Origin of the sequence: Lysinibacillus sp. 1 U-2021 (genome assembly GCF_029916965.1) — a bacterium.
Lineage (GTDB): Bacteria > Bacillota > Bacilli > Bacillales_A > Planococcaceae > Lysinibacillus > Lysinibacillus capsici.
In genome coordinates, this window is sequence record NZ_CP123966.1 from 1,495,437 (window position 1) to 1,509,914 (window position 14,478).

General features: G+C 36.8%; 14 protein-coding genes and 1 other annotated feature. Of the genes, 9 read left to right on the forward strand and 5 right to left on the reverse strand.

Translation table 11 applies throughout. The features are described 5' to 3' along the window. Entirely contained in the window at positions 1-990 is a 990-nt protein-coding gene (gene trpS, locus QH639_RS07725) for a tryptophan--tRNA ligase (protein WP_016994331.1), read from the reverse strand. 115 nt (positions 991-1,105) lie between these two features. Next, positions 1,106-1,327 (reverse strand) — a binding site (T-box leader). A 491-nt stretch (positions 1,328-1,818) separates the two neighbouring features. Between trpS and spxA the strand changes: the two genes are divergently transcribed. The 4 genes from spxA to pepF all read left to right on the forward strand — a co-directional run bounded on the left by spxA (position 1,819) and on the right by pepF (position 6,497). Continuing rightward, positions 1,819-2,214: a transcriptional regulator SpxA gene (gene spxA / locus QH639_RS07730; protein WP_025116803.1), complete on the forward strand. Its 396-nt coding sequence runs from the start codon at positions 1,819-1,821 to the stop codon at positions 2,212-2,214. A 433-nt stretch (positions 2,215-2,647) separates the two neighbouring features. Continuing rightward, the gene (gene mecA, locus QH639_RS07735) at positions 2,648-3,316 is read left to right on the forward strand and encodes an adaptor protein MecA (protein WP_004227456.1); all 669 of its coding nucleotides are present in this window, start codon (positions 2,648-2,650) and stop codon (positions 3,314-3,316) included. Between the two features lie 193 nt (positions 3,317-3,509). Further along, the gene (locus QH639_RS07740; protein ID WP_281115930.1) at positions 3,510-4,628 is read left to right on the forward strand and encodes a competence protein CoiA; all 1,119 of its coding nucleotides are present in this window, start codon (positions 3,510-3,512) and stop codon (positions 4,626-4,628) included. Between the two features lie 51 nt (positions 4,629-4,679). Then, a complete protein-coding gene (pepF, locus tag QH639_RS07745) occupies positions 4,680-6,497 on the forward strand; it encodes an oligoendopeptidase F (protein WP_112117412.1) in 1,818 nt (605 codons plus the stop codon). Positions 6,498-6,888: 391 nt separating this feature from the next. Here pepF and QH639_RS07750 read toward each other — a convergent pair whose 3' ends face one another. The 4 genes from QH639_RS07750 to QH639_RS07765 all read right to left on the reverse strand — a co-directional run bounded on the left by QH639_RS07750 (position 6,889) and on the right by QH639_RS07765 (position 9,693). Continuing rightward, entirely contained in the window at positions 6,889-7,698 is an 810-nt protein-coding gene (locus QH639_RS07750) for a DsbA family protein (RefSeq protein ID WP_281115931.1), read from the reverse strand. Next, positions 7,691-8,098 (reverse strand): globin domain-containing protein, encoded by a 408-nt coding sequence (locus tag QH639_RS07755; RefSeq protein WP_004227447.1) that lies wholly within the window; start codon positions 8,096-8,098, stop codon positions 7,691-7,693. The genes QH639_RS07750 and QH639_RS07755 overlap by 8 nt, the downstream gene beginning before the upstream one ends. Before the next feature lie 220 nt (positions 8,099-8,318). Next, positions 8,319-9,077, reverse strand: a complete 759-nt coding sequence (locus QH639_RS07760; RefSeq protein WP_131522068.1) for a lytic transglycosylase domain-containing protein — start codon at positions 9,075-9,077, stop codon at positions 8,319-8,321. A 28-nt stretch (positions 9,078-9,105) separates the two neighbouring features. Continuing rightward, on the reverse strand, positions 9,106-9,693 hold the full coding sequence (locus QH639_RS07765; RefSeq protein ID WP_131522067.1) for a CYTH domain-containing protein: 588 nt from the start codon (positions 9,691-9,693) through the stop codon (positions 9,106-9,108). A 126-nt stretch (positions 9,694-9,819) separates the two neighbouring features. Here QH639_RS07765 and QH639_RS07770 point away from each other — a divergent pair, with 126 nt between their 5' ends. From QH639_RS07770 to mgtE, 5 genes are all read left to right on the forward strand, one after another. Then, a complete protein-coding gene (locus QH639_RS07770) occupies positions 9,820-10,203 on the forward strand; it encodes a UPF0738 family protein (RefSeq protein ID WP_004227440.1) in 384 nt (127 codons plus the stop codon). A 56-nt stretch (positions 10,204-10,259) separates the two neighbouring features. Further along, positions 10,260-10,931: a GTP diphosphokinase gene (yjbM, locus tag QH639_RS07775; protein WP_004227437.1), complete on the forward strand. Its 672-nt coding sequence runs from the start codon at positions 10,260-10,262 to the stop codon at positions 10,929-10,931. Beyond that, complete coding sequence (locus QH639_RS07780) at positions 10,928-11,722, forward strand: NAD kinase (protein WP_004227435.1); 795 nt, start codon at positions 10,928-10,930, stop codon at positions 11,720-11,722. Before yjbM ends, QH639_RS07780 begins: the two co-directional genes overlap by 4 nt. After that, the gene (locus tag QH639_RS07785) at positions 11,697-12,632 is read left to right on the forward strand and encodes an RluA family pseudouridine synthase (protein WP_281115932.1); all 936 of its coding nucleotides are present in this window, start codon (positions 11,697-11,699) and stop codon (positions 12,630-12,632) included. The genes QH639_RS07780 and QH639_RS07785 overlap by 26 nt, the downstream gene beginning before the upstream one ends. Positions 12,633-13,055: 423 nt before the next feature. Continuing rightward, on the forward strand, positions 13,056-14,432 hold the full coding sequence (gene mgtE, locus QH639_RS07790) for a magnesium transporter (protein ID WP_048392024.1): 1,377 nt from the start codon (positions 13,056-13,058) through the stop codon (positions 14,430-14,432). The last annotated feature ends 46 nt before the right edge of the window (positions 14,433-14,478 follow it).

The window sequence follows — 14,478 nt, forward strand, 5'->3', positions numbered from 1 at the left end:
TTAGCGACGTGCGCGACCAAGACCCATAGCATCTTCCATACGTTTTAATGTAGCACTAGCAATCGCATTCGCCTTTTCAGCACCTTCATCTAGAATGACATCTAATTCTGATGATTCTACTAGATGATAGAATTTCTCTTGAATAGGTGTTAGGTGTTCAATTACTGCTGTTGCTACACCCTGCTTGAATCCACCATAACCAATTCCCTCATATTTTTTGACTAAATCTTCAATGGCTACCCCTGAAATAGCTGATTCGATTGTCAATAAATTTGAAACACCTGGTTTATTTTCCACATCAAATGCAACGATGCCATCAGAGTCAGTTACAGCTGATTTAATTTTTTTCTCAATATCTTTCGCAGTATCTAATAAACGGATTGTTGCTTTCGTATTTGGATCTGATTTACTCATTTTCTTTGTTGGCTCTTGTAAGGATTTAATGCGTGCGCCTGCTTTAGGTAATTGAATTTCTGGAATTGTTAAAACATCGCCAAAGCGTTTGTTAAAGCGTTCTGCAAGGTCACGAGTTAGCTCAATATGCTGCTTTTGATCATCGCCGACAGGGACAATATTTGTGTTATAAAGTAGAATGTCTGCAGCCATTAGCGGTGGATATGTTAACAGAGCAGCAGATACGCTTTCCTTACCATGTGATTTATCTTTGAATTGTGTCATACGTTCTAGCTCACCGATAGACGCAACACATTGTAACATCCATCCTGCCTGAGCATGCGCTGGCACCTCTGATTGGATAAATAATGTCGATTTTTTAGGGTCAATGCCAGTAGCAATATAGGTAGCAGCAAGCTTACGAATACTTTCTCGTAATTCTTTCGGATCTTGTGCAACAGTGATGGCATGTTGATCAACGATACAATAAATAGCGTTTCCTTCATCTTGTAGTGCCGGGAACTGCTTGAATGCTCCTAAATAGTTCCCTAATGTTACGATACCTGTAGGCTGTACGCCAGAAAAAATAGTTGTCATTAAAAATTCCTCCTCGAATTCAATTGCTGTAACTTGTGTCACAGCGTTGTTTTCACCTTTCCACTTGGTGATGAAGACAAAAAAACATCATGCGTCCTCATTAGATTTTTTCTAATGAAGGGACGAATGATGTTTGAATCCGCGGTACCACCCAGCTTGCCTAAAAAGGCCACTCAGCTTCGTAACGTGAAGGGACGAGCTTTGCTAATAGCTTCAAGTAGCGTTCACAAAGCTAACTCGGAAGTCCATTCCACATGCATCCACGATCTGTTTACAGCAACCACAGACTCTCTATACGTGAATTAGCATATGTACTACTCTTCGTCAGCGTTTTTCTCAATTTAAATTGTTCAAATTGATTTGATTGCAAAGAATTATATTATAAAGATTCCTTTGTGTAAAGTCAGACTTTTGACGGTGTTTTTTTTCTAGAAAAAATTATATGCTTTTTTTGTTATGTAATTTTGTTATAAATTTATAATTTTTTATTAAAAAATTGTTTAGATGTACACGTGGGATTGACAATTTTCTCGATTATTTTTCTTAAATGAGAACAACTGAGCTATCTGTTTAGATGTTTAAAATGCTTTAAAAATGGGAATGGTAGTAGTAGCACATAAGTTTGAAGAAAATACACCATATTTGAAAGCTGTATAAATAGACAGAATATTTATGGATAGTTTCAGATTTTTTTTATTGGAACTATATTCAAATACAGCGGAGTACTGTATAATGGTACTGTGTATTTTACATTACATTAATTCTAATTTAACACATTGGTTCTGGTTTATAGATAATAATTTTGAAATGAAAGGATGTGTCAGAATGATCGTAACCCTATTTACATCACCAAGTTGTACCTCTTGTCGTAAAGCGAAAGCTTGGTTAGAGGAGCACGAAATTCCATATACAGAACGTAATATATTTTCTGAACCGCTTAGCATAAGTGAAATAAAAAAAATTTTACGTATGACAGAAGACGGAACTGATGAAATTATTTCCACTCGTTCCAAAATATTCCAAAAATTAAATGTGGACGTTGAAAGCTTACCATTACAACGTTTATATGAGTTAATTCAGGAATATCCTGGCTTACTACGTAGACCAATCATTTTAGATGAAAAACGTCTGCAGGTTGGCTACAATGAAGATGAAATTCGTCGTTTCTTACCTCGAAAAGTTCGAGCATATCAATTACAAGAAGCGCAACGAATGGTGAATTAAACCTTTCTATTCTGAATAATATATGTAATAGATGTTACAGATGTGGAATACATGTTGTGACATCTTTTTTTTATGTTTTACTTCTGTAAAACCTTCTATATGAAGTATAATAATTAATAGGGAAAAGTCATATATTTCCGTAAAAGTATGTTAAACTTGATTTAAGTTAAATAGTTTACTACAATTTCAATAATTCAAATATCTTCTGTGAAACGGTGTATATCCTTTTCATTTTATGACAGAACAGCATACAATAGAGTTAGAGACAACTGTGAACACAAAAATTCATGTTGACAGTTACTCGATGGTTTTACTGTAGTGTGGTCAAAGGTTGAAAAACAAATGCAGTATGAAGGTTAAAAACAAAGAATAAAAGCATACTAATGAAACAAACTGTTTTTCGACATATGACAGTGAAGGGAGATGAGGTCTAGTGGACATCGAACGTGTAAATGAAAATACACTCAAGCTCTTTATTACGTACAATGATATAGAGGATCGCGGCTATAGTCGTGAAGAAATTTGGTACAATCGAGCAAAGGGTGAACAACTTTTTTGGGATATGATTGATGAAGTAAACACGGAGGATTATTTTGATGTAGAGGGTCCGATTTGGATTCATATCAATGCATCTGAAGTAGGCTTAGAAATCATTGTCACACGTGCACATATTTTAAAAGACGGTGAAACATTAGATGGTCATTCGAATTTTGATGAACACAAAGATATGTTTGCACCATTCGATGAAGTTGGAGAGGATCTTCTTAGCCAACTAACTCAATTTGGTGACATGGATGAGTCAGAATTATTTATGGATACAGACATTTATGTTTATAAATTTAAAGATATTGATGAGTTAATCCCTGTCGCAAAACGAATGACAGACGAATTAGTGGATTCCTCATTATTCAAATATGAAAATTGGTACTATCTAGTTGTTGATTTCGGAAACGCAGATGAGGATTTAAATCGTCATGATAGAAATGCAGTTATCAAGGAATTTTTAACACCATCCAATTTTACAATTCATCGTCTAGAGGAGTACGGTGAAAAGATTATGGAATTCAATTGCTTTGAAACAGTTCGAAAATACTTTGCATAGGCAATGAAACACTAATTATTTTAGACTGTAGTGAAACTCGTAAATGAATCGAGTTTCGCTACAGTCCTTTTTTATGTTTTCAGCATCAAAGAGCTTGAATAAGAGCGCATTTTTAAAATTTCAAGAAAAAGGTGCTTTATTTTTGTTAGTGAAAATCCATTCTATTATAGTTGGCTAAAAAGGAGCTGATACTATGCTGATTGCCTATAACAATCAACAGCAACTATTTCTCCCATATCAATATACGAGGAAAGCTTTACAGCGATATAGGCGGCAAATGAAATTTTATTGCCCTCAATGTTTAGAAAAAGTTCAATTGAAAATAGGTAACTATAATATTCCCCACTTTGCTCACTTCACAAAAAATCAATGTTCACAGCTGTTCGCAGAAGGTGAATCTAAAATACATTTACAAGGTAAAGTGCAATTATATGAGTGGCTCCAAAAGCATGGACATCAGGTGAAACTAGAACCATATTTAAAGGAGCTTTCTCAGCGCCCAGATTTGCTTGTTACACTCGATAAGGAGCAGTTTGCAGTTGAATTTCAATGTAGTACTATCTCTCATGAAAAATGGCACCAACGAACAATGGGCTATGAAAGAAACGATATACAAGCAATTTGGCTTTTTCAAACTCCGCAAGGCAAAGAAGCTGTCAACGGCATCAGAAAAATTAGAATCTCTCCACTCTTGCAAAAAGCGTTTATAACGACAACGGATTTACCCTATTTATTGACGTACAACCCGGTGACAGCCCAGTTTGTTTATTGGACGAATCTTCTTCATGTTCATGGGCATACTTTCATAGGTAAAGTACAGAAAATTTCGGTCGATCTACAACATTTCCCTTTTTATAGACCTCAACGTATTACCCCAGAAGAATTTCAACGCTATTGGCAGCTCTATAAACAGACTTGTAGGCAATTTGCGCATAGTCGTCTTTTACATAGCAAGAAGGGGGCACAAGATCCATTTTTACGTAATTGCTATGAATTAAATCTTTCTCTTACTGCTCTGCCACCATACATTGGTATTCCAGTGAAAGAAGGAGCAGCTATCCCTTTGTTTACGAGCGAGTGGCAAATAATGCTGTTTTATTTTAGTAAACAATTAGGACGTCTTCCATTTGAATTAACAAAGGGGCAGATGGAAAACTTTTTATGTAAGCATCAGCTCGAAGTAACCGAACAAGCACTCAGGGCTATTCAAAATTATGGGTATCTTCTTAAGGGTATGCATCATGAGGATGGTTTACTAGATAATTGTGAGCAAGTCTATGTACATTTATTTGCAATTGCCACAATATACTGAGAAAATATGAGAGTAAAAGGAAAAAAGCACATATAAAGGGGGCTGGCATATATGGCTAGTAACAGTAATCAGGTTTTGGTTCGAAAAGAAGTACCAGAAGAATTAACATGGCGCTTAGAAGACATCTTTGCAACAGATGCAGCTTGGGAAGAGGAATTGAAGGAGGTTGCAGAGCTTGCTAAACAAGCACCTAGCTATGCAGGTACTTTAAATAATGGGGCAGAGGCATTATTAGCAGCTTTACAGTATCATGATCATATATATGAACGTGCAATGAAGCTCTACACATATGCTCATATGCGCTATGATCAAGATACGACAAATAGCTTTTATCAAGATATGAACAGCCGTATTCAAACATTGGCAACGAGTATCTCAGCTGGCCTTTCCTATTTAACGCCAGAAATTCTGTCATTAAGTGAAGAAACGATTGAACGCTACTTAACAGAAAATCAAGACCTACAACTATATAAGCAATCTTTAAAAGAAATTACAATGGCACGTCCACATGTATTACCAGCCGAACAGGAGGCATTGCTAGCGCAAATGTCTGAGGTGACAGGTACAGCTTCGAATACATTCAGCATGTTAAACAATGCCGATATGGTATTCCCTCATGTGAAAAATGAAGAGGGAGAAGAAGTACAACTTACGCATGGTAATTATATCAAGTTTTTAGAGAGCAAGGATCGCTCTGTACGTGAAGGCGCATTTAAGGCTATGTACGAAACATATGGCAAGTTTAAAAATACGTTCTCAGCTACGCTAACTGGTAATGTAAAGAAGCATAATGTAAGTGCTCGAATTCGTCATTATGAATCTGCACGCCACGCTGCCATGTCTAATAACTTCATTCCTGAAAATGTCTATGATCAGCTGGTGGAAACAATTCATAAGCATTTACCAGCTATGCAACGTTATATTTCGTTGCGTAAGAAATTATTGGGTGTAGACGAATTGCATATGTGGGATTTATTTGCGCCACTAGTTAAAGAGGTGGAAATGAAGGTCTCTTATGATGAAGCGAAAGATATTTTAGTAAAGGCTTTAGCTCCATTAGGGGAGGAATATCAAAGCATCGTTCAAAATGGACTGGATAATCGCTGGGTCGATGTTTTAGAGAATAAAGGAAAGCGTAGTGGAGCCTATTCTTCAGGCGCCTATGGTACGAATCCGTATATTTTAATGAATTGGCAGGATAATGTGAACAATCTATTTACATTAGCACATGAATTTGGCCATAGTGTTCATAGTTATTATTCACGCAACAACCAGCCATTTGTTTATGGAGACTACTCTATTTTTGTGGCAGAGGTCGCTTCTACTTGCAATGAAGAGCTATTAAATGACTATTTACTGAAAACAATTGATGATCCACAACAAAAAATATACTTATTAAACCATTGGCTAGATGGCTTCAGAAGTACGGTATTCAGACAAACAATGTTTGCAGAGTTCGAACACCTTATTCATCAGATGGATAAGAACGGTGAATCCTTGACAGCAGATCGTTTAACAGAAGTTTACTATGAATTAAACAAAAAGTACTTCGGTGATGATATGGTGGTAGATGAGGAAATAGGCTTAGAATGGGCTCGTATTCCACACTTCTACTATAATTACTATGTTTATCAGTATGCGACTGGTAAATCAGCCGCTACAGCATTGAGTAAACAAATTTTAGAGGAGGGTGCACCAGCTGTAGAACGTTATATTAATAACTTCTTAAAAGCGGGATGCTCTGATTTCCCTATTGAGGTTTTAAAGGCAGCAGGCGTTGATATGAACGTAGCTAAGCCAATTGAAGATGCATGTAAAGTATTTGAAGAACGTTTAAATGAATTAGAAAAATTATTGTTAAATAACTAATTGATTGGGCTATAGGAACATTCCTATAGCCCAATTCTTTTTATTAACCGCATAAATTAGAAGGAAAGAATAATGTTTTTTTTTGATTTCTAAATAGTTTAAAAGTGTGCATCTTGGAAAAATACTGTTTGTAATCGCTTTCTATTTGACAAATTTGTGAATCTAGTATTGGTTTCATTGCTAAATATATTATTCCATGATAGAGTAATTCTTGTGAAATAAATCACAAAACAAACATACACCCCTTTGTTTGAACGTGAACATTTCTCCCATCCCCTTTGTGAAAAAGAAGCGTCTCTATCGGTCGAGGATAGAGGCGCTTCTTTGTATTTTGCGTTAGCTTGAAAAAGGGACTCCATCATGATGATTGGAGTCCCTTTTGTTTATTTTATTATTTAAGACGCCATAACGTAGCGTGAGTAGTCTGGATTCGTTCGATCTTTTGTTGCAGCATGCGTTTCTTTAATTCACGCTCTGCTGCTTGCTCTGTTAATGAATAGATAAAAGCTATTTCATTTGTAGAAAGAGTATGGAATTTAGAAAATAAGTCCTCTATTGATGGTAAAGGCTGACGGACAAGCTGTTCGTTCAGCATTTCTTGTAAAATATGTTCATAAACTTCATAGGAATAGCTACCACTAACTTTTAGTCCCTCATCTTCAATACATTCATTGAAAAATACGATACTTGGTACTTCATCTACGTCCATTTCGCGTTTAATATATAAATCGCATTGGAAAGCACGTGCTGCCTCTTTTGAACCAAAGTCAACAGTAAACTCATTCATATCGAGTTGAACATCCTCAGCTATTTTTAAAAGCGTTGCATAGGAGTTTACATCTTGATGACTTAATAATACGTATTCTTGTAGTTTCGATAAATAACGTGCACCTGCACGTTTCCCCTGCAATTCAGCTGCTTTAATAGCGATAGAAGGTAAAACAGGGTGATTAATATCAAGTTCGATTCCTGAAATACAGCCTTTGACACGTTTACTTAAGCAATTTAAAGAAGTAAGTTCTGTACTTAAAACAAAGCGCCATGTGAAGTAATGGTTGTATTCAAGCTGTAATTTACGAAGAGTTGCTTGCATACTGAAAGCTTCAGGGCAGAGTGGATCTACGAAAATATACAATTCAATTGGCTTGTTTGCAGTAGAAATCGTTGGCGTTGGCTCTTGCAACATTTGAATATTATTCACGTAACAATTCCCCCTCATCGTCATTTGGCGTATTAACCATGTGATGAGCTGTTAATACTAAACGTTGATAATAAGTTTCACGGAACTTCCCTTCCAAACCTACCTCATCCATTGCTTCTGACATACACTCTAGCCAAGCTTGAGCGCGGTCAGGTGTAATAGGAAAATTCATGTGACGTGCACGCATCATCGGATGACCATGCTCCTCAGTAAAAAGATTTGGTCCCCCTAAATACTGTGTTTGAAATTGAATTTGTTTACGGGCTGTTTCTGTTAAATCCTTTGGAAAGATTGGAATAAGATCAGGATGCTGAGCAACTCTTTTATAGAACGCATGAATGAGTTCTGACAGTTTTTCAGCTCCCAGCTCCTCATAAGGAACAGTGTATTTTCGACTCATAAGTTATATGCTCCTTTAATTCTTTATATCGTAAAGTACCATTTTGTATACTTCATCCTCATCAAATTGTGAAATTCTTGTGACTACCTTCATTCTATCAACGTCTTTTCGTTAACACAAACAAAGAGCTCTTTCGAATTGCTGTTCGCTACAAAAGCACAAATTTCACCACTATGGGTGAAATTTGTTGGAAATGACATAGATAACGGGAAAGATGCGATTACACTGTAAAGTAATTCATCACTTTTTTGACATAATTCTGTGTTTCTTTGAAAGGAGGGATTCCTCCATATTTCGTAACACGAGATGCACCAGCATTATAAGCTGCTAATGCTAGTGAAGGGTCATTATTAAACTTATCTAGCATTTGCCGCAAATATTTTGCACCAGCCATAATATTCTGCTCTGGATCAAAAGCGTCAGTCACACCCAAATATTGTGCTGTTTTGGGCATGAGTTGCATTAAACCTTGCGCCCCCGCATGGCTTACTACAGTTGGATTAAAATTAGATTCTTGTTTAATAACCGCCGCAATAAGCTTCGCGGGTATCTGATAAGTAGCTGCTGCTTTTTCAATAATGGCAGTATACTCATTTGATCCTGCTAGTGAATTGGCATATGCTGTAGAGCCTATTACATCGTCTGAAACATAGGAATCAAGTTTGTTATTAGCATATGTGTTTGCTAAAGCTTGTTTGACTGATTCAGGTATAAACACAGCATTAGAGCCTTTGTAAAGTAATGATTCTACTGGATTTTGCTCCAAAGTAGCCAATTTGTTGACGAAATTTGAATTATTTGCTGTTCCTGTAGCAAGCAAGCTTGATAATTTAGCATTACTTGCTGTCGAAGTTTCTCCTAATAATTCGTTAATCATGTCAGAAAAAATAGACTCATTGTCTGTGGGTGAACTTTCGCTAGATCCAAGTGTTTGCAATGCCCGAATTTCTAATAAAGATTTGAATGATTGAATATCCAAGGAGTCAGACACCTTCCTTTTTCTACTTTTATAAATTTTGTGCTTTTAGTGCCTTCATAAAACGGGCAATTTTTTTATCAGTTGGTTGCTTATCAATACCATATTGTTGTAAAAATTCGTCGAAAATTATATTTCCTTTTATTGCATCTTTTGCTTCATATTCTACCTCATAATCGTCGCACTGCAAATAGAAAGAATGATCAAAAACGAGAAGTCCCTCTTTGTAGGGGATTTCGACACGATCTGTAGTGAGAGAACCAAATACATGCAATTGTTCTAAAGGAATGTTATAAAGAGCTAATCTTTTAGTTACCTCTTGAGCATAAAATCCATTGCCATCTAACATTTGTTGTGCCTCTCTTGCTGTTATTTCATCCGTCGTTTCAAGGTGAGCATGCTCGGCGTTTTTTTCTTTGAGCGTGCATTCGAAATAATCACCAATTTGTCTAATACGAAGACCACTTTGTAGGTTGCGAATTGCTTGATTAGGTGTGTCAAAATAATGATTTGTTTGACGATGAATAGCATTTTGACTAATGTGGAACTCTTGTAATAATTGCTCGTATTGTTGTTTTGTTAATAGATTTTTAAATTCAATTTCAATTTCTTGTGTCATTTATAGTCACCTATTTATTTTTTATTTTTCATCCGTTGTTTCGCTCGAATTAATATTTACACACTGCAACTATTTACCCTGTGTGCTAAAATAAGAGGAAGAGTACAACGAAAAGGGGAACCGCATGTGCGTAAAATTTATACAATAGATACATCGAATTTTGAACAAGATCAACTTCATTTTAGTTTAAACGACAATGAAGTAAATTTACAGTTAAAACCTGCTGGACAACTCATTGCAGATTCAGATGATTTTGCATTCATTTATTTACTTGATGCAGGTGAAGACTATCATTACTTGCGTTTTCCACCGAGTAGTTGGGAGAATCTTGTACATATTTTACAAAAAGGGAAAAATCCATTGCTACGAATAGGTGAAGAAGTGATCGAACTGACAAATTTCTACGAGGAATTAGAAATGCTCGTGTATAATATTGAAGGAAATTACAATTATGGGGCAGAATTTGTCCAAGCAGTGGAACAACACTTCAAGGCTATTCTCGCTGAATAGAAAGACAAAACGAACAGACGGTGGTGTTCGATACCGATTGTCGGGAGGTTTTTACAATGGGACAATGGGAAATTTTTTTAAGTCCTTATAAACAAGCAGTAGACGAATTAAAAGTAAAATTAAAGGGCATGCGTTCGCAATTTGGTATTGTTAATGCCAATTCGCCAATTGAATTTGTCACAGGACGTGTCAAGCCTTTAGCAAGTATATATGACAAAACGTTAGAAAAAGGACTAGCTTTTGAGCCTTCTAAACAACTTGGTGATGAACTTGGTGATATTGCTGGCCTTCGGATTATGTGTCAATTTGTTGATGATATTTCAACGGTAACTGAGCTAATTCGTCAGCGAAAAGATATGCGTGTAGTGGAAGAACGCGATTATATTACACATAATAAGCCTAGTGGTTATCGCTCCTACCATATGATAGTGGAGTATCCTGTTGAAACAATTCAAGGAAAAAAAGTAGTATTAGCGGAAATACAAATTCGTACACTAGCCATGAATTTCTGGGCTTCAATAGAGCATTCTTTAAATTATAAATATAAGGGCATGTTCCCAGAAGAAATTAAGAATCGCTTGCAAAGTGCTGCCGAGGCAGCATTTCGGTTGGATGAAGAAATGTCATCCATTCGTAGTGAAATTCAAGAGGCACAGGCCTACTTTAGCGAATATAAAGAAGCATCGAATCCTAATTTACTAACGGAGAAGGAGCGTGACGCACAATGAAATTTTCGATTCAATCACGTAGAGATGCACAATCCAACGAGCTGATGGAACTTGCTAAAACCTATTTACAGGATTTTGGCTTGACCTATGATGAAGAGACGCCAGAAATTGTTGTTTCGATTGGAGGAGATGGCACACTATTGCATGCCTTTCATCGATACTCCCATTTATTAGATCAGGTAGCCTTCGTTGGTATCCATACAGGGCATTTAGGATTTTATGCGGATTGGAAACCATCTGAATTAGAAAAATTAGTTTTGTCCATTGCTAAGAAGGATTTTAATGTTGTGGAATATCCACTGCTGGAAGTAAGGGTAGAGCATCATAATGCCGAATCAAATACGTATCTGGCTTTAAACGAAGCAACCGTCAAATCGCCAGATGTTACACTTGTGATGGATGTAGAGTTAAATGGCAATCAATTTGAGCGTTTCCGTGGTGATGGTCTTTGTGTATCCACTCCCTCGGGTAGTACGGCTTATAATAAAGCTCTAGGTGGAGCCATCATACATCCTACACTAGCGGCACTCCAAGTCACTGAAATTGCCTCAATTAATAACCGCGTTTTCAGGACAGTAGGATCGCCATTAATCTTACCAGCACACCATCATTGTGTATTGCGTCCTGTAAATGAACAAAATTTTAATATGACTGTTGATCACTTGCAAATTACGCAAGGTGATGTCAAAGCCATTGCGTTTAATGTAGCAAATGAAAGAGTACGTTTTGCCCGTTTCCGACCATTCCCATTTTGGGAGCGAGTGCATGAATCATTTGTTGCAAATGAATAACGTGGATACAAGATTTACATTACAATTTGAGGCGAAGAAAAATGGCCAATTATTACGAGAGGCTCTTCAAGAGTGGCGTATTTCTAAGCGAGCTCTAACAGCTATTAAGTTTGATGGTGGCATGTTGACTGTGAATGATGTCGAACGTAATGTAAGACATATCCTGCAAGTTGGAGATTGTGTGAGAGTAACGTTTCCTCCTGAAGAAAAAAGTGAAGGGCTTGCTATCGAGCATGGTGAGTTGACCATTGTATATGAAGACGATGCCATCTTAGTGCTCAACAAACCAGCTCATCAAAGTACGATACCCTCACGAGAGCATCCAACCAACAGCATTGCAAATTTAGTTTGTGGCTATTTTCAGCAACAAGGATTGGCCTCTACGGCTCATATTGTTACAAGGCTAGACCGAGATACATCAGGTTTACTATGCATAGCTAAGCATGCTCATATTCATCATTTAACAGGGCTTGCTCAGCGTAAGAGAGAGATTTCAAGACAATATGAAGCCATTGTACATGGACATATCGAACAAAACTTTCAATCGATTATAGCTCCGATTGGTCGTAAAGAAGCTAGTATTATTGAAAGAGAAGTACGAGAAGATGGGCAATATGCACATACGGATGTAAAGGTTCTGAAGCGTTTTTCACTGGGTGCTGAACCAATGACATATGTACGACTTCAACTGCATACAGGGCGTACACATCAAATTCGCGTGCACATGTCGCATCTTGGACATCCACTTGTGGGGGATGACCTTTATGGTGGTAGTCGTCTTCAAATTGATCGACAAGCATTACATTGTGTATCTTTAAGTATGGAACATCCTTTAACAAGTGTGCCATTACACTTTACAAGTATGCTAAATGAAGACATGCAAAGATTACTGAAGGAATCTTCAGCATAAATTTTTGATAAAAGGAGGTGTTCGCGCAATCGAGCATCTCCTTATCATTTTTTGATTTAGGTTAAACTGCGTATTTCTTCACGAGGGAAATTCTTAACATCACAGGTCGTATGGTCGACACATTGGGGAAAATAGGACGTATCGTTTATCTGCGTGTCAACGAAAATTATCCTGGGGTTTGCTAGAGAAGTAGATTATTTACACCTTTTTCATAACAACGTGACAAAGGTAAGGTATAGTAAAATAGAATCGTCATGATTTTAGGCGTAATATTGAATTTTATAAAAATCTGCCCAATTGCTCATAAATATAACTTAAAAAAGAGTTTGCAGAAAAGGTACATTACACTCTATTATATAGAAGGTAGATTTACGGCAGGTATTGCCCGTAAAATGATTGAAAGCTCGGAAGGAGGGGACAAGCATGATAGAGGAAAGAAATGAAAAGGATGATGTGCAATTTGATGAGGCACATCTACGAGAAATGCTAGAAGCACATAATATTGACGCATTCCGTGATGAGTTTTTAGAACTTCATCCATATGATCAGGCAACGTTTTATGAAAAGGTGGAACCTGATATAAGGAAAATCATCTATTCGTTCTTGTCTCCAACAGAAATGGCTGATATTTTTGAGGCAATCGATATTGAAGATGATGAGTATAAAGCATATCTTGCTGAAATGGATCCATCATACGGTGCAGAAATGCTATCTCATATGTACGCGGATGATGCGGCAGATGTCTTAAATGAACTGGATACAGCACAGCGCGAAAGCTATTTAGAAATGATGGATGAAGAAGCGGCAGAAGATATTAATGAGCTACTAAGCTACGATGAATATACTGCTGGCTCTATCATGACCACTGAATATGTCGCTATACCAGAAAATTCAACAGTTCGTTCAGCTATGGCCATTTTGCGTAAAGAGGCACCAGATGCTGAAACTGTTTATTATATTTTTGTAGTGGATGAAGAACATCGTCTGACGGGTGTGATATCGTTACGAGATTTAATCATTGCTGATGAGGATACACTTATTCGTTCCATTATGAATGAACGTGTCGTGATGGTACATGTAGGCGATGACCAAGAAGAAGTCGCGCAAATTATGAAGGATTATAATTTCTTAGCGACACCTGTTATTGATGATAAAGGAGAATTACTTGGTATTATCACGGTTGATGATATTATTGATGTTATTGATGAAGAGGCTTCTGAGGATTACTCTAAATTAGCCGGTATTTCGGATATGGATAAATTTGATGTAACACCATTCCAAGCGGCTAAAAAACGTTTGCCTTGGCTAGTAGTTCTACTGTTTCTAGGTATGTTAACAGCTAACCTAATGGGGCAATTTGAGGATACTTTAGATAAGGTTGCCTTACTAGCTGTCTTTATTCCATTAATCTCAGGAACTTCAGGTAATAGTGGAACACAGGCATTGGCCGTGGCCATTAGAGGGATTGCAACAGGTGATGTAGAAGAACATAGTAAATTGAAGTTACTATTACGTGAAGCAGGTACTGGCTTAATGTCAGGCATTGTTTGTGGATTAATTGTTATTGGGATCGTTTATTTTTGGAAACATGAACTTGTCCTAGGTATGTTAGTAGGGGCAGCGCTTTGTGGTTCTATTTTAGTGGCAACATTAGCTGGTTCATTTATTCCATTGTTAATGCATCGACTAAAAATTGACCCTGCTGTTGCATCAGGACCCTTTATTACTACATTAAATGATATTACAAGTATTTTAATTTATTTGGGCTTAGCGACAGTTTTCTTAAGCCAAATAGGCTAAGAACCAATTTGCTTACTTTCGCATATTGTATGGAAAAAAGGGAAGT